This is a genomic window from Pseudomonas sp. S3_A03 (assembly GCF_054668275.1).
This window is the reverse complement of sequence record NZ_CP162753.1, coordinates 2,960,176-2,982,449: the sequence shown is the minus strand read 5'-3', so window position 1 is coordinate 2,982,449 and position 22,274 is coordinate 2,960,176. Positions and strand designations below refer to the sequence as shown.

Here is a 22,274-nt window from a genome sequence, read left to right as displayed (position 1 = left end):
CTCCATGTAACACGTGCTGCTCACAAGTTTTTCAGTGCGTGTAACGCTGAATATATTCAATAAATACAATAGGTTATTGGTTTTAGTAACACGCGTAACACCCGTAACACGATTTTTGAGGGGGTATAGGGTTGACGGCTTCACACGGCCTTCCCAAATTGACCTAGCACTACATTTCCGGCCTCTAGGGAATCAAGGTGATCGGCGTACCATTGCATCATTTTTACGCGTTGCTCAAAGTATTGGGCCTTGTTGTATACCCCCGAGATGCCTTCCTCTTTGTGAGCCAACTGCGCTTCAACGTGTTCCTTCGGCCAGCCGTGCTCTCTAAGTAACGTGCTCGCGGTGTGTCGAGTGCCGTGGCCTACGAGACGACCTTTGTAGCCGATGGTTGCGAAGACTTTGTTGATTGTGTTTTCGCTGATGGTTGGGTTCTTCGCTCCTACACCGGGGAAAAGCCAACGACTCCGCCCCGTTAAGCTGTGCAGATCCCTCAAAGCTGTAACTGCTTGATGGGGAAGGGGGCATACAAAGTCTCGGCGCATCTTCATTTTGGCAGCAGGCGTCGTCCAAATTGCCTTCTCAAGGTCGAACTCTTTCCATTCAGCCAAGCGGACCATGCCTGGTCGGGAAGCCGTCCAGATACAAAGCCATGCGGCGGTGCGTGCCGTCAGTCTGCTCGGAGTGTTTTTGAGTGCTTGGAGGAACTCAGCCAATTCAGGCTCCAGCAAGTGTGGATGCTGCTGAGTCTTGGGTGCCTGCGCGGCAATATCGCGAAGTCGGCTACCTGGATCGTTTTCGGTGAGTCCTAAACCAATCGCTCGGCCGAAGATTTGGTTGATCCAGGTGCGGCACTTTTCCGCCACGTTATGAGCGTCTCTGGCTTCGAGGGATGCCTGGAGATCTGCACAGTCGGTACGGGTGATTTCGTCGAGGGGCTTGTCTCCCAATGCGGGGAGTATGTCCTTGTCGAGGTAAGTGCGGATTTTGTGAAGGGTGGAGGGGGCGAGGCCCTTTTCTTCCTTGGCCTTGAGCCAAGCTTCAGCAGCAGCTCTAAAAGTTCGGGCTTTGGCCGCATCGATTGCAGCTTTAGCGGATCGTTTCTGCTCAAGCGGATCGGCACCGCTACTCACTACTTTGCGTAGATCGGCAGCTTTGTCTCTTGCCAGCGCACCACTGACCTCTGGGTAACCCCCGAGCCCCATCCAAGCCCAATTGCCTGCCGGACGTTTGTAGCGTAGCTGCCAGGATTTACCACCATCAGGTTTGACCCTGAAGTAGAGGCCGTTTCCATCTAGCTCCCGGTATTCCTTTGACTCCGGCTCCAGCCCTGCAAGCGTTGTGTCTGCGAGAGGGCGGCGCTTGATATCTGCGCGCTTCATCCTTGTATCCCAAAGTTCGGTATTTTTCTCAGGATACAAGCAGGGATACAGGGATACAACGGATAAGGGGATACAGAGGTAGATAGCCAGACACAAAAAAACCGGCTCAAGTGGCCGGTTTCTTTGGTGCTGAGAGTCTGGTAGAGACTTTCAGATACTGCTATATGGTGCCCCGAGGGAGACTCGAACTCCCACTCCTTTCGAAAACGGATTTTGAATCCGCCGCGTCTACCAATTCCGCCATCAGGGCTCAATGGCGGCGAAGTATAGAGATGAGATTACCGTTGGTCAATCACGTTTCATGGTCTATTTTCACTATTTCCGCTAGACTTCCCGGCCCTGCTAGACGAACCCCATCATGCGCGTTGCTGACTTTACTTTTGAACTCCCTGATTCGCTGATCGCTCGCCACCCGTTGGCCGAGCGTCGCGCCAGTCGACTGCTGACCCTGGACGGGGTCAGCGGCGCCCTCGCACACCTTCAATTCACTGATTTGCTTGAGCATTTGCGCCCAGGCGATTTGATGGTGTTCAACAATACCCGTGTGATTCCTGCACGGCTGTTTGGCCAGAAAGCATCCGGCGGCAAGCTGGAAATTCTGGTGGAGCGGGTTCTGGACACCCATCGCGTGCTTGCCCATGTGCGCTCCAGTAAGTCACCGAAGCCGGGTTCGAACATCGTCATTAATGGCGGTGGTGAAGCCGAGATGGTGGCGCGTCATGACGCGTTGTTCGAGCTCAAGTTCGCCGAGGAAGTATTGCCGTTGCTGGAGCGCGTAGGCCATATGCCATTGCCTCCTTATATCGACCGTCCTGACGAAGACTCGGACCGTGAGCGCTATCAGACGGTTTACTCCCGCCACCTCGGGGCGGTTGCCGCTCCGACTGCCGGCCTGCATTTCGACCAGCCGCTGCTGGATGCGATTGCCGCCAAGGGCGTCGAGACCGCCTATGTGACCCTGCACGTGGGGGCCGGCACGTTTCAGCCGGTGCGTGTGGAGAACATCGAAGATCACCACATGCACAGCGAATGGCTCGAGGTCAGCCAGGCGGTTGTGGATGCGGTCGCTGCCTGCAAGGCACGTAATGGACGGGTGGTAGCCGTTGGCACCACCAGCGTGCGCTCCCTGGAAAGTGCTGCGCGCGATGGCGTGCTAAAACCGTTCAGTGGCGACACCGATATCTTTATTTTCCCCGGCCGGCCATTCCATGTGGTCGATTGCCTTGTGACCAACTTCCATCTGCCGGAATCCACGCTATTGATGCTGGTGTCGGCATTTGCCGGTTATCCGCAAACCATGGCCGCCTACCAGGCCGCCATCGATAACGGGTACCGTTTTTTTAGCTACGGTGATGCGATGTTTATCACCCGTAACCCGGCGCCACGCGGCCCAGAGGAACAACTATGAGTCGTATGTCGTTTGAATTGCTCGCAACTGATGGCAAAGCCCGTCGAGGTCGCCTGACCTTCCCGCGCGGCACTGTAGAGACCCCGGCGTTCATGCCGGTCGGTACCTACGGCACCGTAAAAGGCATGCTGCCGCGCGACATCGTCGCCACCGGCGCCGAAATTATCCTCGGCAATACCTTCCACCTGTGGCTGCGCCCGGGCACGGAAGTGATCAAGAAGCACGGCGACTTGCACGACTTCATGAAATGGCAGGGCCCGATCCTCACCGATTCCGGCGGCTTCCAGGTGTTCAGCCTGGGCGCCATGCGCAAGATCAAGGAGGAGGGCGTGACCTTCGCCTCGCCGGTAGATGGCGCCAAAGTATTCATGGGGCCGGAAGAGTCGATGCAAGTGCAACGGGACCTGGGTTCCGACATTGTGATGATCTTTGACGAATGCACGCCGTACCCGGCTGACGAGGACGTGGCGCGGATTTCCATGGAGTTGTCGCTGCGTTGGGCCCAGCGTTCGAAGAATGCACACGGCGACAACACTGCTGCATTGTTCGGTATCGTCCAGGGCGGTATGCACGAAAGCCTGCGCAAGCGCTCGCTCGAAGGCCTCGACAAGATAGGCTTTGATGGCTTGGCCATCGGCGGCTTGTCGGTCGGTGAGCCCAAGCACGAAATGATCAAGGTGTTGGATTACCTGCCGGGCCTGATGCCGGCTGACAAACCTCGTTACCTTATGGGCGTTGGCAAACCTGAAGATCTCGTAGAGGGTGTGCGCCGCGGTGTGGACATGTTCGATTGCGTGATGCCAACCCGTAATGCCCGCAATGGGCATCTGTTCATCGATACAGGCGTGCTGAAGATCCGTAACGCGTTCCATCGCCATGATGACTCGCCGCTGGATTCGACCTGTGATTGCTATACCTGCCAGAACTTCTCACGTGCTTATCTGCACCATCTGGACAAGTGCGGAGAAATGCTGGGTAGCATGTTGAATACCATCCACAATTTGCGTCACTACCAAGTCCTGATGGCTGGTTTGCGCGAGGCTATTCAACAGGGTACATTGGCCGCCTTCGTCGATGCCTTCTATGCCAAGCGCGGGCTTCCTGTGCCGCCCTTGGACTGAGTTTTCCGACCCTAAGATTCACTATTTGCAACTGGAGTGCTAAATGAGCTTTTTTATCTCTAACGCCATGGCCGACGCCGCTGCGCCTGCTGCTGCCGGCCCTATGGGCGGTGGTTTCGAGTGGATTTTCCTGGTCGGCTTCCTGGTCATCTTCTACCTGATGATCTGGCGCCCACAGGCCAAGCGTGCCAAAGAGCAGAAGAACCTGCTGGGCAGCCTGCAGAAAGGTGACGAAGTTGTGACCACTGGCGGCATCGCCGGCAAGATCACCAAGGTTTCCGACGCTTTCGTTGTACTGGAAGTCTCCGACACCGTAGAAATGAAGTTCCAGAAGGGCGCCATCGCCGCCACGCTGCCAAAAGGCACGCTCAAAGCGATCTAAGTAACAACCTTTACCAATCGACGGGGCGCGCAAGGCGCCCCGCGTTATAAGCGGGCGGCGTGATGCTGAACAAATACCCTCTGTGGAAATACGTACTGATCCTGGCGGTGCTGGCGATCGGTTTTATTTATTCCGCTCCCAATCTTTATCCTGATGACCCGGCTATCCAGATCACTGGAGCCAGCACTTCCCTGCAGGTCACTCAGGCTGACTTGGAACGCGCGAGCAAGGCTCTGACCGACGCGGGTATCCAGGTTAAAGCGGCAACATTGGCAGCTGGTGCGAAGGGCGGCTTGCTGCGCTTGACCAAGCAAGAAGACCAATTGCCGGCAAAAGATGTCGTGCGCAAGGCCATGGGCGACGACTACGTCGTAGCGCTGAACCTTGCACAGACCACGCCACAATGGCTGCGCAGCATTGGCGCGCACCCGATGAAGCTGGGCCTGGACTTGTCCGGTGGTGTGCACTTCCTGCTGGAAGTCGACATGGACAAAGCGCTCGACGCACGTCTGAAGGTCTATGAAGGCGATGTGAAGAGCCTGCTGCGCAAAGAGAAGTTGCGCTATCGCAGCCTGCCGCAGCTCAACGGCGCCATCCAGTTGGGCTTCTCCGACGAAGCTTCCCGCGAACAGGCCCGTACGCTGATCCGCAAGAACTTCAATGATTTCGATATCGTACCGGCTGACCTCAATGGTCAGCCTGTACTGCGCCTGGCAATGAGCCCGGTCAAGATCGCGGAAATCCGCGAATACTCCATCAAGCAGAACTTGACCACGGTGCGTAACCGCGTCAACGAGCTGGGTGTAGCCGAGCCTATCGTGCAGCGCCAGGGCGCCAACCGCATTGTGGTTGAGCTGCCGGGTGTGCAGGACACTGCTGAAGCCAAGCGTATCCTGGGTAAGACCGCCAACCTGGAGTTCCGCCTCGCGGCCGAGCCGGGTGCTTCCCGCGCGACGTCCGAGGAGTTCGAATTCCGTGAAGGCAACCGTCCTCCAGCGCTGATCGAGCGCGGTTTGATCATCACGGGCGACCAGGTCACCGACGCCAAAGCTGGTTTCGGCGAGCACGGTACCCCTGAAGTGAACATCCGCCTGGATGGTCATGGCGGCGAACTGATGAGCCGCGCCACGCGCAGCAATGTCGGTCGCAGCATGGCGGTGATCTTCATCGAGCAACGCCCGGTGACCACCTACACCAAGCAGGTCGTCAACGGCGTCGAGAAAGACGTTCCGGTGCAGACTTTCAAGGAAGAGAAGAAGATCATCAGCCTGGCGACCATCCAGTCGCCACTGGGGGCCCAATTCCGTATCACTGGCCTGAACGGTCAGGGTGAATCCTCGGAGCTGGCCCTGCTGCTGCGTGCCGGTGGCCTGGCTGCTCCGATGTACTTCGCTGAAGAGCGCACCATTGGCCCGAGCCTGGGTGCGGACAACATCACCAAGGGCGTGGACGCTGCGCTGTGGGGCATGCTGTTCGTGTCGCTGTTTATCATCGCCATCTACCGTTTCTTCGGCGTCATCGCCACCGTGGCCCTGGCGGGCAACATGGTGATGCTGCTGGCGCTGATGTCGTTGCTGGGCGCTACGCTGACCTTGCCAGGTATCGCCGGTATCGTACTCACCATGGGTATGGCGGTAGACGCCAACGTCCTGATCTTCTCGCGGATTCGTGAAGAGATCGCCGCCGGCATGACCGTGCAGCGTGCAATCAACGAAGGCTTCGGCCGGGCATTTACCGCGATTCTCGACTCCAACCTGACCACTCTGTTGGTCGGCGGGATTCTCTTTGCCATGGGCACCGGCCCGGTCAAAGGTTTTGCGGTGACCATGTCCCTCGGTATCTTTACCTCGATGTTCACGGCCATCATGGTGACCCGCGCAATGGTCAACCTGATCTTTGGCGGGCGTGACTTCAAGAAGTTGTGGATTTAAGGGGCTGCCATGTTACGTACAATCAACTTCATGGGCGTTCGCAACATTGCGTTCGGCGCCACAGTGCTCCTTACCGTTCTGGCGTTGTTCAGCTGGTTCCATAAGGGCCTGAACTACGGTCTGGACTTCACCGGCGGTACGCTCATCGAGCTGACCTACGAGAAGCCGGCCGACGTTACCCTAGTGCGCAACGAACTGGTCAAGGCTGGTTACCACGAAGCTGTGGTGCAGAGCTTCGGCGCGACCACCGACTTGTTGGTGCGTATGCCTGGCGAAGACCCGCAGCTGGGTCACCAGGTGGCCGAGGCCTTGCAGAAGGTCGGCGGTGAAAACCCGGCGTCGGTCAAGCGCGTCGAGTTCGTCGGCCCGCAAGTCGGTGAAGAGCTGCGCGACCAGGGCGGCCTCGGCATGCTGATGGCGCTGGTCGGCATCATGATCTACCTGGCATTCCGGTTTCAGTGGAAGTTCGGTGTCGGCGCCATTGTGTCGCTGATCCATGACGTGATCGTGACCGTGGGCATCCTGGCCTACTTTCAGATCACCTTCGACCTGACCGTACTGGCGGCCGTACTGGCCATCATTGGTTACTCCCTCAACGACACCATCGTGGTGTTCGACCGGGTTCGCGAAAACTTCCGTGTACTGCGCAAGGCGACGTTGATCGAGAACATCAACATCTCCACCACCCAGACCCTGTTGCGGACCATGGCGACGTCGATCTCCACCCTGCTGGCGATTGCCGCACTGATGATCTTCGGCGGCGACAACCTGTGGGGCTTCTCCTTGGCGCTGTTCATCGGCGTACTGGCGGGTACCTACTCGTCGATCTACATCGCGAACGTGGTGCTGATCTGGTTGAACCTCAACAGCGAAGACTTGATCCCTCCGGCCGCTACTGACAAGGAGGTCGACGACCGCCCTTGATGGGCGGTTGTTGATACGCTGTTACAAAGAAGGCGCGAGTATTGAACTCGCGCCTTTTTTTTGCTCCAAGGCTGGGTATAGCGCGGATCTTTCGATCCGTTTGTGATGGTCAGGAGGTTCAACGTGAACAAGTCGTTACTGGTTGGTGCGGTATTGGGTGCTGTCGGTGTGACTGCCGGGGGTGCTGTTGCCACCTACAGCCTGGTAAAAAGCGGCCCTGAGTATGCGCAAGTGCTGGCAGTGCAGCCGGTAAAAACCCAGATCAAAACCCCTCGCGAGGTCTGTAAGGATGTCACGGTAACCCGGCAGCGTCCGGTGCAGGACCAGCATCAAATCGCCGGTACCGTCGTCGGCGCGCTGGCCGGTGGCCTACTGGGTAACCAGATTGGTGGCGGTAACGGTAAGAAGCTGGCGACCGTGGCCGGTGCAGTCGGTGGTGGTTACGCCGGTAACAAGGTTCAGGAAGGCATGCAGAACCGCGATACCTACACCACCACGCAAACTCGCTGTAATACCGTGAACGACATCAGTGACAAGGTTGTTGGCTACGACGTGCGTTACACCCTGGATGGCAAGGAAGGTTCGGTGCGTATGGATCGTGATCCGGGCGGCCAGATTCCGGTCGACAAGGAAGGGCGTCTGATCCTGGGTCAGAACCAACAGTAATCCTGGGCCTGGCGCGGATTCAAAGGTCTGTGCGGTCCAGAATGTGGGAGGGGGCTTGCTCCCGATAGCAGGGTGTCAGTCACCGGATTTTTGGCTGATTCACCGCTATCGGGAGCAAGCCTTCTCACACATTTGATTTTGGAAGCAGCCGGTATTTAGTTTCTTGCTAAACCCCAGGCATAAAAAAAGCACCCCGAGGGGTGCTTTTTTGTGCGCGTTCGCTTAGCGCTTCAGCGAAGCCGGCAGGTGCGGCTGAATCGCTGTCAGCACTGCCTTGAAGCATTTGGTGTTGCCGGCAACCACGTGGCCTTTTTCCAGGAAGTCGTGGCCGCCGGTGAAGTCGCTCACCAGGCCGCCAGCTTCTTGGATCAGTAGGGCGCCTGCAGCCATGTCCCATTCGGACAGGCCTGACTCCCAGAACGCATCAAAACGACCGGCAGCAACATAAGCCAGGTCCAGGCTGGCAGCGCCGGCGCGACGGATGCCGGCGGTCTGGCCAACCAGGGCGCGGAACATGCCCAGGTAGTTCTCCAGGTTATCCATCTGGTCGTCACGGAACGGGAAACCGGTACCCAGCAGCGCGCCGTCCAGGCTGGTACGACCGCTGACGCGCAGGCGGCGACCATTCAGTTGGGCGCCACGGCCACGGCTGGCGGTGAATTCTTCCTGGCGAACCGGGTCGAGGACAACGGCGTGCTCCAGGCGGCCACGGTATTTGCAGGCAATGCTCACCGCAAAGTGTGGAATGCCGCGCAGGAAGTTGGTGGTGCCGTCCAGTGGGTCGATGATCCACAGGTAGTCTTCGCCTTCGCCGCTGCCTTTGTGCAGGCCGGTTTCTTCACCGAGTATGCCGTGGGTAGGGTAGGCCTTGCGCAGCGCATCGATGATTTTCTGCTCGGCGGCGCGATCCACCTCGGATACATAATCCTTGGCGTCTTTTTCGTCGACCTTGATGGTATCCAGGCGCTCGATGGAGCGGAAGATCAATTCACTGGCGCTGCGGGCGGCGCGCAGCGCGATATTCAGCATGGGCTGCATGGATGTGTCACCTAAGGTTGTTAAAGAAAGCCGAGCATTCTAGCAGAAACTTTCTTCAGGTGAAGGACGACGTTAGCTTTCATGGCATAACCTTAGGCTGTTCTGTAAGATTTGCTCCCCTTTCCCGTGTCCGAGAGCGCCTCCCTTGCTGCAAAACATTCGTGTCGTCTTGGTCAATACCAGTCATCCCGGCAATATCGGTGGGGTGGCGCGAGCCATGAAAAACATGGGCCTGACGCGCCTGGTGTTGGTCGAGCCGCGTGTGTTCCCGCACCATGAAGCTGATGCTCGTGCTTCCGGCGCCAATGACCTGCTTGAAAAAGCCCAGGTCGTCGCCACCTTGGAGGATGCCTTGGTCGGTTGCAACCTGGTGCTTGGTACCAGTGCGCGTGATCGGCGCATCCCCTGGCCGCTCTTGGATCCGCGTGAGTGCGGAACCAAAGTGGTGGAAGAAGCGGCCGGTGGTGCGCAAATCGCCTTGGTTTTCGGTCGTGAAGATTCCGGCCTCACCAACGAAGAGCTGCAGCGATGTCATTACCACGTGCACATTCCATCCGACCCCGAGTTCAGTTCGCTTAACCTCGGGGCTGCGGTACAGGTGTTGACCTACGAAGTGCGCATGGCTTGGCTGGCTGCCGAGGGGCAGCCGAGCAAAGTGGAAAAGGACGAGGTGGCGTCGACCAAAAGTGGCGAGCTGGCCACCATGGACGAACTGGAGCGGTTCTACGAGCACCTGGAGCAAACCCTGGTGGCCATCGAATTCCTCGACCCGGAAAAGCCACGGCATTTGATGGCGCGCCTGCGTCGCCTTTACGGGCGCAGCTCGGTGAGCCGAGCGGAAATGAATATATTGCGTGGCATCCTCACGGAAACCCAGAAAGCGGCCCGTGGCGAGCTTCTTAAGCGGAAGGATTAAAAATGTTCGAGCGTTTGCGAGAAGATATCCAAAGTGTTTTCCACCGTGATCCTGCGGCGCGCAACGCTTTTGAAGTGCTCACCTGCTACCCAGGCATGCATGCCATCTGGATTCATCGCCTGTCCGGTGCCTTGTGGGGGATGGGCTGGAAATGGCTGGCACGTCTGGTGTCGAATTTTGGTCGTTGGATGACTGGGATCGAGATTCATCCGGGAGCCAAGGTTGGGCGCCGCTTCTTCATTGATCATGGCATGGGGATCGTGATTGGCGAGACGGCGGAAATCGGCGATGACGTGACGTTGTACCAGGGCGTGACCCTGGGCGGCACCACTTGGAACAAAGGCAAGCGCCACCCGACTTTGGAAAACGGCGTGGTGGTGGGGGCGGGCGCCAAGGTGCTGGGCCCGTTTACCGTGGGGGCCGGTGCCAAGGTCGGTTCCAATGCTGTCGTCACCAAGGCTGTGCCGCCAGGCGCAACCGTGGTGGGGATTCCGGGTCGCATCATCGTCAAGCCGCAGGTAGGCGATGAGCAAGAAGCCAAGCGCAAGGCGATGGCCGAGAAAATCGGCTTCGACGCCTACGGTGTCAGCGAAGACATGCCCGACCCGGTGGCGCGCGCCATTGGCCAGTTGCTTGACCACCTGCAAGCGGTGGACGGCAAACTGGAGGGTATGTGCGGTGCGCTGAAGGAGTTGGGCAGCACTTACTGCGCCAAAGAGTTGCCCGAGCTGCGCGAAGAAGACTTTGCCGAGATCAAGGACGAAGCCGCCACCAAGGCAAGCTGAGGTCTGCGGTGGGAGGGCTTGCTCCCACCTGTTGATCTCCATGGGGCGCGGAGTTTTTGCTCGGCCCCGTTCTTGCTGTTCGTTCCCACCCCATCCTGCTATGATTCGCGCGCCCTTTTTACGGGTAATCCTGACTAAAGTACTAGGTCTTATAGTTGACTTAAATACTCGGGAATCGCATACTTGCTCCCATTCCGAAACACCTTGGTACTTGTCCATGAGACTGACTACAAAAGGCCGATACGCGGTAACCGCCATGCTTGACCTGGCCTTGCACGCGCAAACTGGGCCGGTGTCCCTGGCCGATATCTCCGAGCGCCAAGGCATTTCCCTGTCCTACCTCGAGCAACTGTTCGCCAAATTGCGCCGTAGCAATCTGGTCTCCAGCGTACGTGGGCCGGGCGGCGGTTATCAGTTGTCCCGTGACATGCAAGGCATCCAGGTAGCCCAGGTGATCGACGCCGTCAACGAATCCGTCGACGCGACCAAATGCCAGGGCCTGGGTGATTGCCACGCTGGCGACACCTGCCTGACGCACCATTTGTGGTGCGACCTGAGCCTGCAGATCCATGAGTTTTTGAGTGGTATCAGCTTGGCTGATCTTGTGACTCGCCGTGAGGTGCAAGAAGTAGCCCAGCGTCAGGACCAGCGCCGTTGCAACACCAAGGCGCCGCGTCTGGACAAGATTGAAGCGTCCGCCGTCGAGTAACAGCCGAAGAGCTAACGGCGCGCCAGCCAGCCTGATTTAGGAGAAAGTCCATGAAATTGCCGATTTACCTTGATTACTCTGCGACTACCCCGGTTGATCCGCGTGTCGCGCAAAAAATGAGCGAGTGCCTGCTGGTTGACGGAAACTTCGGCAACCCAGCCTCCCGTTCCCACGTATTCGGCTGGAAAGCCGAGGAAGCGGTCGAGAACGCTCGTCGCCAGGTCGCTGACCTGGTTGGCGCAGACCCGCGTGAAATCGTCTGGACCTCCGGTGCCACCGAGTCCGACAACCTGGCAATCAAGGGAGCCGCGCATTTCTACGCGACCAAGGGCAAACACCTGATCACCACCAAGATTGAGCACAAGGCTGTCCTCGACACCATGCGCCAACTGGAGCGTGAAGGTTTCGAGGTGACTTACCTTGAGCCAACCACCGACGGTATCGTCACCCCGGCCATGATCGAAGCCGCGCTGCGTGAAGACACCATCCTGGTTTCCGTGATCCACGTTAACAACGAAATCGGCACCATCAACGACATCGCAGCCATCGGCGAACTGACCCGTTCCAAGGGCATTTTGCTGCATGTCGATGCGGCCCAGTCTACCGGCAAGGTCGACATCGACCTGTCCAAGCTGAAAGTCGACCTGATGTCGTTCTCCGCCCACAAGACCTATGGTCCTAAAGGCATCGGCGCCCTCTACGTAAGCCGCAAGCCGCGTGTGCGCATCGAAGCCACCATGCACGGCGGCGGTCACGAGCGCGGCATGCGTTCGGGTACCCTGGCGACCCACCAGATCGTCGGCATGGGCGAAGCCTTCCGTGTAGCCAAGGAAGACATGGCTGCCGAAAACGTGCGCATCAAGGCTTTGAGCGATCGCTTCTACAAGCAGGTCGAAAACCTTGAAGAGCTGTACATCAACGGCAGCATGACCGCCCGTGTGCCGCACAACCTGAATTTGAGCTTCAACTACGTCGAAGGCGAGTCGCTGATCATGGCGCTCAAGGACCTGGCGGTTTCGTCCGGTTCGGCCTGCACTTCGGCGTCCCTCGAGCCTTCGTACGTACTGCGCGCCCTGGGCCGCAACGACGAACTGGCACACAGCTCGATCCGCTTTACGTTCGGCCGCTTCACCACCGAAGAGCAAGTCGACTACGCCGCGCAGAAAGTCTGCGAAGCCGTCAACAAGCTGCGCGTTCTGTCGCCGCTGTGGGACATGTACAAAGACGGTGTCGATATTTCCAAGATCGAGTGGGCGGCACACTAACTATAGAAGCCGCCACCCAAGCTCTGTAGGAACGTGGCGGAAAACGCAGGCGTTTCTATAGGGTTCCAGAGCGGCCCTGATGAGTGAGGATTCAATACCATGGCTTACAGCGAAAAGGTCATCGACCACTACGAAAACCCGCGCAACGTCGGCAAGATGGATGCGCAAGACCCTGATGTCGGCACCGGCATGGTCGGCGCTCCTGCATGCGGCGACGTAATGCGCCTGCAGATCAAGGTCAACGAAGCTGGCGTTATCGAAGACGCCAAGTTCAAGACTTACGGCTGCGGTTCGGCCATCGCCTCCAGCTCGCTGGCCACCGAATGGATGAAAGGCAAGACTCTGGATGAGGCTGTGACGATCAGCAACACCCAACTGGCCGAAGAGCTGGCGTTGCCGCCAGTGAAAATCCACTGCTCCGTACTCGCAGAAGACGCCATCAAGGCGGCCGTTCGCGACTACAAGCAGAAGAAAGGCTTGATCTAAGTATTTGGCGACGAGTAAGGAGTCAACGATGGCTATCAGCATGACAGAAGCGGCTGCGCAGCACATTCGCCGCTCCCTGAATGGGCGCGGTAAAGGTGAGGGGATTCGTCTGGGTGTACGCACCACGGGCTGTTCCGGCCTTGCCTACGTGCTGGAGTTTGTCGACGAGGTGGTTGAGGAAGACCAGGTGTTCGAAAGTCACGGCGAGAAAGTGATCATCGACCCTAAAAGCCTGACCTACCTGGACGGCACCGAACTCGATTTCGTCAAGGAAGGGTTGAACGAAGGCTTCAAGTTCAACAACCCCAACGTGCGCGGTGAATGTGGCTGCGGCGAAAGCTTCAACATCTGAGGCTACTCGTGGGTACTCCTTGTCATTTCGCTTTATTCGAGCTGCAGCCGAGCTTTCGGCTGGACCTTGAGCAGCTTGCCGCGCGCTACCGTGAATTGGCGCGTGGCGTGCATCCGGACCGCTTCGCTGACGCCTCCGAGCGTGAGCAACGCTTGGCGCTGGAGCAATCGGCCAGCCTCAACGAAGCCTATCAGACGCTAAAAAGCCCGCCCAAGCGCGCGCGATATCTGCTTGCGATGAACGGCGGTGAGCTGCCACTCGAAGTCACGGTGCACGACCCGGACTTCCTGATGCAGCAGATGCAGTGGCGCGAAGAACTCGAAGACTTGCAGGACGAGGCTGATATAGCCGGTGTCGCGGTCTTCAAGCGTCGTCTGAAAACGGCCCAGGATGAGCTCAACGAAAGCTTCGCAGCCTGTTGGAATGATGCGGCGCAACGCGAACAGGCCGAACGCCTGATGCGGCGCATGCAATTCCTCGACAAGCTCTCCTACGAAGTGCGCCAGCTAGAAGAGCGCCTCGACGATTAACCCAGTGTGCTGCCCGTGATGCACGCCTGATAGACAGATAAGACCTGATTACCATGGCTCTACTGCAAATCGCCGAACCCGGCCAAAGCCCTCAACCGCACCAGCGTCGTCTGGCGGTGGGGATTGATCTGGGCACCACTAACTCCCTGGTCGCTGCCTTGCGCAGCGGCCTGTCCGAACCACTGCCCGACGCTGATGGCCAGGTGATCCTGCCCTCTGCCGTGCGTTATCACGCCGATCGCACCGAAGTAGGCGAATCGGCCAGGCTGGCGGCGTCCAGTGACCCGTTGAATACCGTGCTGTCGGTTAAACGCTTGATGGGCCGCGGTCTGTCCGACGTCAAGCAGTTGGGCGACCAGCTGCCGTACCGCTTCGTTGGCGGCGAATCCCATATGCCGTTCATCGACACCGTGCAGGGCCCTAAAAGCCCGGTGGAAGTGTCGGCCGATATCCTCAAAGTGTTGCGCCAGCGTGCCGAAACCACTTTGGGCGGCGAACTGGTCGGTGCGGTGATCACGGTTCCGGCCTATTTCGATGACGCACAACGCCAGGCGACCAAGGATGCGGCGAAGCTCGCCGGCCTGAACGTGCTGCGTTTGCTCAACGAGCCGACGGCCGCCGCTGTGGCCTATGGCCTGGACCAGCACGCCGAAGGCCTCGTCGCGATTTACGACCTGGGCGGCGGCACTTTTGATATTTCGATCCTGCGCCTGACCGGCGGTGTGTTTGAAGTGCTGGCTACCGGTGGCGACAGCGCCCTGGGTGGCGATGACTTTGACCATGCCATTGCCGGCTGGATCATCACCAGCGCCGGCTTGTCGGCTGACCTGGACCCTGGCGCGCAGCGTAATCTGCTGCAAACCGCCTGCGCGGCCAAGGAAGCACTGACTGACGCTGATTCTGTTGAAGTTTCCTACGGCAGCTGGTCCGCTCAGCTGACTCGCGAAGCTTTTGATGCGTTGATCGAACCGATGGTCGCTCGCAGCCTCAAGGCGTGCCGTCGGGCTGTACGTGATTCCGGTATCGAGCTGGAGGACGTGGCCGCTGTGGTCATGGTCGGCGGTTCGACGCGCGTCCCACGCGTTCGCGAAGCGGTTGCCGAAGCGTTTGGCCGCCAGCCATTGACGGAAATCGACCCGGATCAAGTAGTCGCCATCGGCGCCGCTATCCAGGCCGACACCCTGGCCGGTAATAAACGCGATGGTGGCGAACTGCTGCTGCTCGACGTGATCCCGCTGTCCCTGGGGCTGGAAACCATGGGCGGCCTGATGGAGAAGGTGATTCCACGCAACACCACCATCCCCGTCGCACGCGCCCAGGATTTCACCACGTACAAAGATGGCCAGACGGCCATGATGATTCATGTGCTGCAAGGCGAGCGCGAACTGATCAGCGACTGCCGCTCCCTGGCGCGCTTTGAACTGCGCGGCATCCCGGCGATGGTGGCCGGTGCGGCGAAAATTCGCGTGACCTTCCAGGTCGACGCCGATGGCCTGCTCAGCGTGGCAGCACGTGAATTGGCCTCGGGCGTTGAAGCCAGCATTCAGGTCAAGCCGTCCTACGGCCTCACCGACGGCGAAATCGCCAAGATGCTCAAGGATTCGTTCCAATATGCCGGTGACGACAAGGTCGCCCGCGTGCTGCGCGAGCAGCAAGTCGATGCCCAGCGCCTGCTCGAAGCCGTGCAGGGCGCCCTGGAAGCCGACGGCGAGCGTCTGCTGGATGCTGAAGAGCGCATGGTCATCGACCTGCAGATGCAGGAACTGGCCGAACTGATGAAAGGCAACGATGGTTACGCCATCGAGCAACAGACCAAGCGCCTGTCGCAGGTGACTGATGCCTTTGCCGCCCGCCGCATGGATCAGACGGTGAAAGCCGCACTGGCCGGGCGCAACCTGAATGAAATCGAGGAATAATTAATGCCGCAGGTCATTTTTCTGCCACACGCCGAGCATTGCCCGGACGGTATGGTTGTGGAGGCTGAGACCGGCAAGTCCATCCTCGAAGTTGCCCATGACAACCATATCGAGATCGAAAGCGCCTGCGGCGGTGTCTGCGCCTGCACGACCTGCCACTGCGTAATTCGCGAGGGTTTCAACTCTCTCGAAGAAGCGGACGAGCTGGAAGAGGACTTTCTGGATCGCGCCTGGGGCCTGGAGGCGACTTCTCGCCTAAGCTGTCAGGCAAAGGTCGGCACGGAAGACATCACTGTCGAAATTCCGAAATATTCCCTCAACCATGCGGCCGAAGCGCCGCATTGATTCAAGGAAATGTCATGAGCCTGAAATGGGTTGATGTACAAGAAATCGCTATACAACTTGCGGAAGCTCATCCTGAGGTCAATCCTCTTACCGTGAACTTCGTCAAGTTGCGCGACCTCGTAATGGCACTGCCGGAATTCGACGACATCCCTGACCGGGGTGGCGAAAAGGTCCTGGAGGCGATTCAGGGTCTGTGGATCGAAGAAGCAGACGACTGAGCCGACTTTTTACGCAGTTAGGCAATACCCAATAACCCGCGTATAATTCGCGGGTTTAATTTTTCGTAAATTACCGTTTCTGGAGTTACACCATGGCTGTTCAACGTACTTTCTCCATCATCAAGCCTGACGCTGTTGCAAAAAACGTCATCGGCGAGATCACCACTCGTTTCGAAAAAGCCGGCCTGAAGGTTGTAGCTTCGAAACTCAAGCAACTGTCCAAGGCTGAAGCTGAAGGCTTCTACGCTGAGCACAGCGCTCGTGGCTTCTTCGGCGACCTGGTTGCCTTCATGATCTCTGGCCCTGTTGTTGTTCAGGTTCTGGAAGGCGAAAACGCTATCGCTCTGAACCGTGAGCTGATGGGCGCTACCAACCCTAAAGAAGCGGCTGCCGGCACCATCCGTGCTGACTTCGCTGAGTCCATCGACGCCAACGCTGTTCACGGCTCGGACTCCGAAGCCGCTGCTGCTCGCGAAATCTCGTACTTTTTCGCCGCTACTGAAGTAACCGCTCGCTAAGCATCGGCTTAAAGAGTGAGGGTGAATCCATGACTATATCGACTGTTAAAACCAACCTGCTGGGGCTGACTCAGCCGGAAATGGAGAAATTCTTCGACTCAATCGGGGAGAAGCGTTTCCGTGCCGGTCAGGTAATGAAATGGGTTCACCACTTTGGCGTCGACGATTTCGACGCCATGACGAACGTCAGCAAGGCCCTGCGCGACAAGCTCAAGGCCATTGCCGAGGTCCGTGGTCCCGAGGTTGTCAGCGAAGACATCTCCAGCGACGGCACCCGTAAGTGGGTGGTGCGCGTGGCGTCCGGCAGTTGCGTCGAGACCGTGTATATCCCCCAGGGCAAACGCGGTACCTTGTGCGTTTCGTCCCAGGCTGGCTGTGCCCTGGACTGCAGTTTCTGCTCCACCGGCAAGCAAGGCTTCAATAGCAACCTCACCGCCGCCGAAGTCATCGGCCAGGTGTGGATTGCCAACAAATCCTTTGGCAGCGTCCCGGCAACCGTCGACCGTGCCATCACCAACGTGGTGATGATGGGCATGGGTGAGCCGCTGCTGAACTTCGACAACGTAGTTGCGGCCATGCACCTGATGATGGACGACCTGGGTTACGGCATCTCCAAGCGCCGTGTCACCCTGTCGACCTCCGGCGTGGTACCGATGATCGATGAGCTGGCCAAGCACATTGACGTCTCCCTGGCGTTGTCGCTGCACGCACCCAATGACGCATTGCGTAATCAATTGGTGCCGATCAACAAAAAATATCCGCTTAAGATGTTGCTCGAATCTTGCCAGCGCTACATGGCGACCTTGGGTGAAAAGCGCGTGCTGACCATTGAGTACACCATGCTCAAGGACATCAACGACAAGGTCGAGCACGCGGTCGAGATGATCGAGCTGCTCAAGAACACCCCGTGCAAGATCAACCTGATTCCGTTTAACCCGTTTCCCCATTCCGGCTACGAGCGGCCGAGCAACAACGCCATCCGCCGTTTCCAGGACCAATTGCACCAGGCAGGTTACAACGTGACGGTACGCACCACCCGTGGTGAAGACATCGACGCGGCCTGTGGCCAGTTGGTTGGGCAGGTGATGGACCGTACCCGACGCAGTGAACGTTATATCGCCGTGCGTGAACTGAACGCCGCCGACGATCTACCGCAAATTGCTGTGAATCGAATCTGAGAGAGGATCTCTATGCCCTTGCGCCTCGCGCTGCTTCTGCTTGTTACCGGCCTGGCGGCTGGTTGTGTTTCATCGGGCCATGACAGCCCTTTGCAAACCGGTAAGGGGCGTGACGAAGCGCGAGTTGCTTATGTGCGATTGGGCTTGGGTTATTTGCAGCAGGGCATGAGCGAGCAAGCGAAGGTGCCGTTGAAAAAGGCCCTTGAGCTGGATGGCGACGATGCCGATGCCAATGCCGCATTGGCTTTGGTGTTCCAGGCTCAGGCCGAGCCTGAACTGGCCGAACGCTACTTCAATAAAGCCTTGGCCTCTCGTCCTTCGGACCCGCGACTGCTGAACAATTACGGCAGCTTCCTGTTCGAGCAGAAACGTTATGACCAGGCCTCCCGTTATTTCCAGCAAGCATCCGCCGATACCCTCTACCCGGAACGCTCGCGGGTGTTCGAAAACCTCGGGGTGACCTCGGTGCGTCTGGGCCAGCGCGACAGCGCTCGCCAGCAGTTGGAAAAAGCCCTGCACCTGAACAGCCGTCAGCCACGGGCATTGCTCGAAATGGCTGAGTTGTCTTACGAAGACAGGCATTATGTGCCGGCACGTGACTATTACGAACGTTTTAGCCTGCTCGGCGGGCAGAATGCACGTAGTCTATTGCTCGGTGTACGCCTGGCGACGGTTCACGAAGAACGCGACACGGCCTCACATTTTGGCCAGCAACTCGAACGACTCTATCCCGGTACGCCGGAATATCAGCAATACCTGTCGGAGCAATGATGAAAGCGGCGCACCCGGAAGTTGTAGCAGCTAATCGCGTAAACCCAGGCGACACCTTGCGTCAGGCCCGCGAAAGCAATGGTTGGTCGCTGTCGGAAGTGGCCCTCAAGCTCAATTTGACCACTACGTCCCTGGCCAACCTCGAAGCCGGTGCGTTCGATAAGCTGCCTGGGCACACGTTTGCCCGCGGCTATATCCGCGCCTACGCCAAGTTGCTGGGTATCGACCAGGCCGTCCTGGTTCAGCAATTCGACCAGTTCACCGGTACCGACTCCCAGGGCAGCAATGTCCATGGCTTGGGTCGCATCGAAGAACCGGTGCGGGTTTCCCACACTATTTTGCGAATTGTCAGCCTGCTGCTGCTGATCGCCGTGATCGGCGGCGGGTTTTTGTGGTGGCAAGACCAGACGTCTCTGCGCACCAAGGACCTGACCAGCAACGCCATGGAGCATGTCGAAGTCGAAAGCGCCGATGGTACCACCCAGATTCACCCGCTCGATGAGCCCGAAGACCAGGCCGTTGCCGAAGGCCAGGCCACGCCTGAAGCCCCGCTCGCAACCGAACAGCCCGTGCCGGAAACGGCGCCTGCCGCCACCGCTGCCATACCTGCTCCGGTAGCACCTGCCACGCCGGCGGCTTCCGTTGCTGCCCAGCCCCATGCGCCTGCGGCACCTACTTCGACGCCCGCCCCGGCAGCGCCCGCCATTTCGCCGCCCACCACCCCTGCGTTGATCGCCGGTGACGGCCGGGTACAGGTTACGTTCATCGCTGACTGCTGGACGCAAGTCACCGATGGCAATGGCAAAGTGCTGTTTAGTGGGCTGAAGCGTAAGGGCGATACGCTCGACCAGGGCGGCAAGCCTCCTTTGACGCTGCGTCTGGGCTTTGCCCGTGGCGCGCAAGTGGCCTACAACGGCCAGCCTGTGGACGTGGCGCCGTTCACCAGTGGCGAGACTGCTCGCATCAAGTTGGGACAATAGTCATGCACGGCGAATCTCCAATCAAACGTCGCGTATCGCGCAAGATCTGGGTCGGCTCGGTGCCGGTGGGCGGCGATGCCCCCATCGCAGTGCAGAGCATGACCAACAGCGACACCAACGACGTGGCCGCCACCGTTGCCCAGATCAACCGCCTGGAAGCTGCCGGCGTCGATATCGTGCGGGTTTCAGTGCCGGACATGGACGCTGCCGAAGCCTTTGGCCGCATCAAGCAATTGGTCAAGGTGCCGTTGGTTGCCGACATCCATTTCGACTACAAGATCGCGCTGCGCGTTGCCGAGCTGGGCGTGGACTGCCTGCGCATCAACCCAGGCAACATCGGTCGTGAAGACCGTGTGCGCGCGGTGGTGGATGCAGCCCGTGACCGCGGGATTCCGATCCGCATCGGCGTCAACGCCGGTTCCCTGGAAAAAGACCTGCAAAAAAAATACGGCGAGCCTACTCCGGCGGCGCTGGTTGAGTCGGCGCTGCGCCACGTCGAGCACCTTGAACGCCTGAATTTCCAGGACTTCAAGGTCAGCGTAAAGGCCTCCGACGTGTTCATGGCGGTTGAAGCCTACCGCTTGCTGGCCAAGGAAATCGTGCAACCGTTGCACCTGGGTATCACTGAAGCGGGCGGTTTGCGCTCAGGCACAGTGAAATCTGCGGTGGGTCTCGGTATGCTGCTCGCCGAAGGGATTGGCGATACTATCCGCATCTCGTTGGCGGCAGACCCCGTAGAGGAAGTGAAAGTCGGCTACGACATTCTCAAATCCCTGCGTTTGCGTTCCCGTGGCATCAACTTCATCGCCTGCCCGAGCTGCTCGCGGCAGAACTTCGACGTGGTGAAAACCATGAACGACCTGGAGTTGCGCCTCGAGGACCTGCTGGTGCCGCTGGATGTCGCCGTGATCGGATGTGTGGTCAACGGGCCGGGTGAAGCCAAGGAAGCCCATGTGGGCTTGACCGGCGGAACTCCGAACCTGATCTACATCGATGGCAAACCGTCGCAGAAGTTAACGAATGACAATCTTGTGGATGAGCTGGAAAAGCTGATCCGCGAGAAAGCGGCCGAGAAGGTCGCCGCTGACGCAGCGCTTATCGCACGCGGCTAAGAACGAATTTAAGGATTTGATGTGAGCAAGTCTCTGCAAGCCATTCGTGGCATGAACGACATCCTGCCGGAGCAGACGCCCCTGTGGCGCTACTTCGAGAACACGGTCGCGCGTCTGCTGGATAACTACGGTTACAAGCAGATCCGCATGCCGATCGTTGAGTTCACCGAGCTGTTCAAACGCTCCATCGGTGAAGTGACCGACATCGTCGAAAAAGAGATGTACACCTTTGAAGACCGCAACGGCGACTCCCTGACCTTGCGTCCGGAAGGGACCGCAGCGTGCGTGCGCGCCGTGCTTGAGCATGGTCTCACCGGCGGCGGTCAACCGCAGAAACTGTGGTACATCGGCCCGATGTTCCGTCACGAACGCCCGCAAAAAGGCCGTTATCGCCAGTTCCACCAGATCGGCCTCGAAGTGTTCAACCTCGACGGCCCGGACATTGACGCAGAGCTGATCGTGCTGACCTGGCGCCTGTGGGGCATGCTGGGCATCCGCGATGCGGTCAAGCTTGAGCTCAACAGCCTGGGCACCAGCGAGTCCCGCGGTCGCTATCGCGAAGCCCTGGTGGAGTTCCTCTCCGCTCGCCTGGACAAGCTGGACGAAGACAGCCAGCGTCGCCTGAAGACCAACCCGTTGCGCGTATTGGATACCAAGAACGCCGACACCCAGGCCGTACTGATCGACGCGCCGAAAATGGCCGACTACCTGGACGATGAATCCCGCACGCACTTCGAGGGCCTCAAGGCTCGTCTGGACGCGGCCGGTATTCCCTACGTGATCAACCCGAAACTGGTGCGCGGCCTCGACTACTACAGCAAAACCGTGTTCGAGTGGGTCACCGACAAGCTCGGCGCCCAGGGCACCGTGTGCGCGGGCGGCCGTTACGACGGCCTGGTCGAGCAGATGGGCGGCAAGCCGACCACGGGCGTAGGCTTTGCCATGGGTATCGAGCGGCTGATCCTGCTGCTGGAAACCCTGGAGCAGGTCCCGGAAGAAATCTCCCGTCAGGTGGACGTGTATCTCTGTGCGTTTGGCGAAGCCGCCGAACTGGCTGCCTTGGCCTTGAGCGAGAAGGTGCGTGACCAACTGCCGAACCTGCGCCTGCAGATCAACGCCGGTGCCGGCAGCTTCAAGAGCCAGTTCAAGAAGGCCGACAAGAGCGGTGCGCTGTATGCGCTGATCCTCGGCGATGACGAACTGGCCCAGCAAGTGATAGGTTTCAAGCCCCTGCGTGGCCAGGGTGAGCAACAGAACATTGCCTTCGATGCGCTCGCTGCGCACTTGGCCACCTGCGTCGTGCAGGGTTGAAGCTGTCGAACAGCCGAATTTAGCGATTAA

General features: G+C 58.8%; 24 protein-coding genes and 1 tRNA gene. 22 read left to right on the top strand and 3 right to left on the bottom strand.

Annotated features, from left to right (window positions below; translation table 11 throughout):
* Window positions 1-140: 140 nt before the first annotated feature.
* Together AB4O25_RS13610 and AB4O25_RS13605 are read right to left on the bottom strand one after the other, a co-directional pair.
* A complete protein-coding gene (locus AB4O25_RS13610) occupies window positions 141-1,382 on the bottom strand; it encodes a tyrosine-type recombinase/integrase (protein WP_460149661.1) in 1,242 nt (413 codons plus the stop codon).
* A 165-nt stretch (window positions 1,383-1,547) separates the two neighbouring features.
* A tRNA-Leu gene (locus AB4O25_RS13605) sits at window positions 1,548-1,632 on the bottom strand.
* A gap of 108 nt (window positions 1,633-1,740) precedes the next feature.
* Here AB4O25_RS13605 and queA point away from each other — a divergent pair.
* The 6 genes from queA (at window position 1,741) to AB4O25_RS13575 (ending at window position 7,814) form a co-directional block, all read left to right on the top strand.
* Window positions 1,741-2,790 (top strand): tRNA preQ1(34) S-adenosylmethionine ribosyltransferase-isomerase QueA, encoded by a 1,050-nt coding sequence (gene queA / locus AB4O25_RS13600; protein ID WP_017530028.1) that lies wholly within the window; start codon window positions 1,741-1,743, stop codon window positions 2,788-2,790.
* 5 nt (window positions 2,791-2,795) lie between these two features.
* Entirely contained in the window at window positions 2,796-3,911 is a 1,116-nt protein-coding gene (gene tgt / locus AB4O25_RS13595; RefSeq protein WP_162493187.1) for a tRNA guanosine(34) transglycosylase Tgt, read from the top strand.
* Window positions 3,912-3,954: 43 nt separating this feature from the next.
* Window positions 3,955-4,293, top strand: coding sequence for a preprotein translocase subunit YajC (yajC, locus tag AB4O25_RS13590; RefSeq protein WP_003175975.1), 339 nt, complete (start codon window positions 3,955-3,957; stop codon window positions 4,291-4,293).
* Window positions 4,294-4,355: 62 nt separating this feature from the next.
* Window positions 4,356-6,224, top strand: coding sequence for a protein translocase subunit SecD (secD, locus tag AB4O25_RS13585; protein WP_017530027.1), 1,869 nt, complete (start codon window positions 4,356-4,358; stop codon window positions 6,222-6,224).
* A 9-nt stretch (window positions 6,225-6,233) separates the two neighbouring features.
* Window positions 6,234-7,148 (top strand): protein translocase subunit SecF, encoded by a 915-nt coding sequence (secF, locus tag AB4O25_RS13580; protein ID WP_017530026.1) that lies wholly within the window; start codon window positions 6,234-6,236, stop codon window positions 7,146-7,148.
* A 123-nt stretch (window positions 7,149-7,271) separates the two neighbouring features.
* Window positions 7,272-7,814 (top strand): glycine zipper 2TM domain-containing protein, encoded by a 543-nt coding sequence (locus AB4O25_RS13575; RefSeq protein ID WP_017530025.1) that lies wholly within the window; start codon window positions 7,272-7,274, stop codon window positions 7,812-7,814.
* 222 nt (window positions 7,815-8,036) lie between these two features.
* Here the strand turns inward: AB4O25_RS13575 and suhB are convergent, their stop codons facing one another.
* Window positions 8,037-8,852 carry a type III secretion system regulator SuhB gene (gene suhB / locus AB4O25_RS13570; RefSeq protein ID WP_003175971.1) on the bottom strand — a complete coding sequence of 272 codons (816 nt, stop codon included), beginning with the start codon at window positions 8,850-8,852 and terminating at the stop codon, window positions 8,037-8,039.
* A 145-nt stretch (window positions 8,853-8,997) separates the two neighbouring features.
* On the opposite strand from suhB, the gene trmJ reads away from it, so the two are divergent.
* The 16 genes from trmJ (at window position 8,998) to hisS (ending at window position 22,244) form a co-directional block, all read left to right on the top strand.
* Window positions 8,998-9,768: a tRNA (cytosine(32)/uridine(32)-2'-O)-methyltransferase TrmJ gene (gene trmJ, locus AB4O25_RS13565; RefSeq protein WP_017530024.1), complete on the top strand. Its 771-nt coding sequence runs from the start codon at window positions 8,998-9,000 to the stop codon at window positions 9,766-9,768.
* 2 nt (window positions 9,769-9,770) lie between these two features.
* Entirely contained in the window at window positions 9,771-10,553 is a 783-nt protein-coding gene (gene cysE, locus AB4O25_RS13560; protein WP_017530023.1) for a serine O-acetyltransferase, read from the top strand.
* Window positions 10,554-10,770: 217 nt separating this feature from the next.
* The gene (gene iscR / locus AB4O25_RS13555) at window positions 10,771-11,262 is read left to right on the top strand and encodes a Fe-S cluster assembly transcriptional regulator IscR (protein WP_003194020.1); all 492 of its coding nucleotides are present in this window, start codon (window positions 10,771-10,773) and stop codon (window positions 11,260-11,262) included.
* A gap of 50 nt (window positions 11,263-11,312) precedes the next feature.
* A complete protein-coding gene (locus tag AB4O25_RS13550; protein ID WP_017530022.1) occupies window positions 11,313-12,527 on the top strand; it encodes an IscS subfamily cysteine desulfurase in 1,215 nt (404 codons plus the stop codon).
* 99 nt (window positions 12,528-12,626) lie between these two features.
* Window positions 12,627-13,013, top strand: a complete 387-nt coding sequence (iscU, locus tag AB4O25_RS13545; RefSeq protein WP_017530021.1) for a Fe-S cluster assembly scaffold IscU — start codon at window positions 12,627-12,629, stop codon at window positions 13,011-13,013.
* 28 nt (window positions 13,014-13,041) lie between these two features.
* The gene (gene iscA / locus AB4O25_RS13540) at window positions 13,042-13,365 is read left to right on the top strand and encodes an iron-sulfur cluster assembly protein IscA (protein WP_003209680.1); all 324 of its coding nucleotides are present in this window, start codon (window positions 13,042-13,044) and stop codon (window positions 13,363-13,365) included.
* Between the two features lie 8 nt (window positions 13,366-13,373).
* Window positions 13,374-13,895 (top strand): co-chaperone HscB, encoded by a 522-nt coding sequence (gene hscB / locus AB4O25_RS13535; RefSeq protein ID WP_017530020.1) that lies wholly within the window; start codon window positions 13,374-13,376, stop codon window positions 13,893-13,895.
* Window positions 13,896-13,948: 53 nt separating this feature from the next.
* A complete protein-coding gene (gene hscA / locus AB4O25_RS13530) occupies window positions 13,949-15,811 on the top strand; it encodes a Fe-S protein assembly chaperone HscA (RefSeq protein ID WP_065876686.1) in 1,863 nt (620 codons plus the stop codon).
* A 3-nt stretch (window positions 15,812-15,814) separates the two neighbouring features.
* Window positions 15,815-16,156: an ISC system 2Fe-2S type ferredoxin gene (fdx, locus tag AB4O25_RS13525; RefSeq protein WP_015885743.1), complete on the top strand. Its 342-nt coding sequence runs from the start codon at window positions 15,815-15,817 to the stop codon at window positions 16,154-16,156.
* Between the two features lie 14 nt (window positions 16,157-16,170).
* Complete coding sequence (gene iscX / locus AB4O25_RS13520; RefSeq protein WP_017135947.1) at window positions 16,171-16,374, top strand: Fe-S cluster assembly protein IscX; 204 nt, start codon at window positions 16,171-16,173, stop codon at window positions 16,372-16,374.
* 92 nt (window positions 16,375-16,466) lie between these two features.
* Window positions 16,467-16,892 carry a nucleoside-diphosphate kinase gene (gene ndk / locus AB4O25_RS13515; protein ID WP_003175956.1) on the top strand — a complete coding sequence of 142 codons (426 nt, stop codon included), beginning with the start codon at window positions 16,467-16,469 and terminating at the stop codon, window positions 16,890-16,892.
* Between the two features lie 29 nt (window positions 16,893-16,921).
* Complete coding sequence (gene rlmN, locus AB4O25_RS13510; RefSeq protein ID WP_460150930.1) at window positions 16,922-18,070, top strand: dual-specificity RNA methyltransferase RlmN; 1,149 nt, start codon at window positions 16,922-16,924, stop codon at window positions 18,068-18,070.
* A 12-nt stretch (window positions 18,071-18,082) separates the two neighbouring features.
* Window positions 18,083-18,841 carry a type IV pilus biogenesis/stability protein PilW gene (gene pilW, locus AB4O25_RS13505; RefSeq protein WP_460150929.1) on the top strand — a complete coding sequence of 253 codons (759 nt, stop codon included), beginning with the start codon at window positions 18,083-18,085 and terminating at the stop codon, window positions 18,839-18,841.
* A complete protein-coding gene (locus tag AB4O25_RS13500; protein WP_116079271.1) occupies window positions 18,841-19,821 on the top strand; it encodes a RodZ domain-containing protein in 981 nt (326 codons plus the stop codon). Before pilW ends, AB4O25_RS13500 begins: the two co-directional genes overlap by 1 nt.
* 2 nt (window positions 19,822-19,823) lie before the next feature.
* On the top strand, window positions 19,824-20,933 hold the full coding sequence (ispG, locus tag AB4O25_RS13495; RefSeq protein ID WP_003175952.1) for a flavodoxin-dependent (E)-4-hydroxy-3-methylbut-2-enyl-diphosphate synthase: 1,110 nt from the start codon (window positions 19,824-19,826) through the stop codon (window positions 20,931-20,933).
* 21 nt (window positions 20,934-20,954) lie between these two features.
* A complete protein-coding gene (hisS, locus tag AB4O25_RS13490; RefSeq protein WP_017530013.1) occupies window positions 20,955-22,244 on the top strand; it encodes a histidine--tRNA ligase in 1,290 nt (429 codons plus the stop codon).
* Window positions 22,245-22,274 lie beyond the last annotated feature (30 nt).

Excerpts from the sequence above, each read along its gene's own strand:
- AB4O25_RS13610 (WP_460149661.1), bottom strand. The coding sequence starts at position 1,382 with ATGAAGCGCGCAGATATCAAGCGCCGCCCTCTCGCAGACACAACGCTT.
- queA (WP_017530028.1), top strand. The coding sequence starts at position 1,741 with ATGCGCGTTGCTGACTTTACTTTTGAACTCCCTGATTCGCTGATCGCT.
- tgt (WP_162493187.1), top strand. The coding sequence starts at position 2,796 with ATGTCGTTTGAATTGCTCGCAACTGATGGCAAAGCCCGTCGAGGTCGC.
- yajC (WP_003175975.1), top strand. The coding sequence starts at position 3,955 with ATGAGCTTTTTTATCTCTAACGCCATGGCCGACGCCGCTGCGCCTGCT.
- secD (WP_017530027.1), top strand. The coding sequence starts at position 4,356 with ATGCTGAACAAATACCCTCTGTGGAAATACGTACTGATCCTGGCGGTG.
- secF (WP_017530026.1), top strand. The coding sequence starts at position 6,234 with ATGTTACGTACAATCAACTTCATGGGCGTTCGCAACATTGCGTTCGGC.
- suhB (WP_003175971.1), bottom strand. The coding sequence starts at position 8,852 with ATGCAGCCCATGCTGAATATCGCGCTGCGCGCCGCCCGCAGCGCCAGT.
- cysE (WP_017530023.1), top strand. The coding sequence starts at position 9,771 with ATGTTCGAGCGTTTGCGAGAAGATATCCAAAGTGTTTTCCACCGTGAT.
- iscR (WP_003194020.1), top strand. The coding sequence starts at position 10,771 with ATGAGACTGACTACAAAAGGCCGATACGCGGTAACCGCCATGCTTGAC.
- AB4O25_RS13550 (WP_017530022.1), top strand. The coding sequence starts at position 11,313 with ATGAAATTGCCGATTTACCTTGATTACTCTGCGACTACCCCGGTTGAT.
- iscU (WP_017530021.1), top strand. The coding sequence starts at position 12,627 with ATGGCTTACAGCGAAAAGGTCATCGACCACTACGAAAACCCGCGCAAC.
- iscA (WP_003209680.1), top strand. The coding sequence starts at position 13,042 with ATGGCTATCAGCATGACAGAAGCGGCTGCGCAGCACATTCGCCGCTCC.
- hscA (WP_065876686.1), top strand. The coding sequence starts at position 13,949 with ATGGCTCTACTGCAAATCGCCGAACCCGGCCAAAGCCCTCAACCGCAC.
- fdx (WP_015885743.1), top strand. The coding sequence starts at position 15,815 with ATGCCGCAGGTCATTTTTCTGCCACACGCCGAGCATTGCCCGGACGGT.
- iscX (WP_017135947.1), top strand. The coding sequence starts at position 16,171 with ATGAGCCTGAAATGGGTTGATGTACAAGAAATCGCTATACAACTTGCG.
- ndk (WP_003175956.1), top strand. The coding sequence starts at position 16,467 with ATGGCTGTTCAACGTACTTTCTCCATCATCAAGCCTGACGCTGTTGCA.
- rlmN (WP_460150930.1), top strand. The coding sequence starts at position 16,922 with ATGACTATATCGACTGTTAAAACCAACCTGCTGGGGCTGACTCAGCCG.
- pilW (WP_460150929.1), top strand. The coding sequence starts at position 18,083 with ATGCCCTTGCGCCTCGCGCTGCTTCTGCTTGTTACCGGCCTGGCGGCT.
- AB4O25_RS13500 (WP_116079271.1), top strand. The coding sequence starts at position 18,841 with ATGAAAGCGGCGCACCCGGAAGTTGTAGCAGCTAATCGCGTAAACCCA.
- ispG (WP_003175952.1), top strand. The coding sequence starts at position 19,824 with ATGCACGGCGAATCTCCAATCAAACGTCGCGTATCGCGCAAGATCTGG.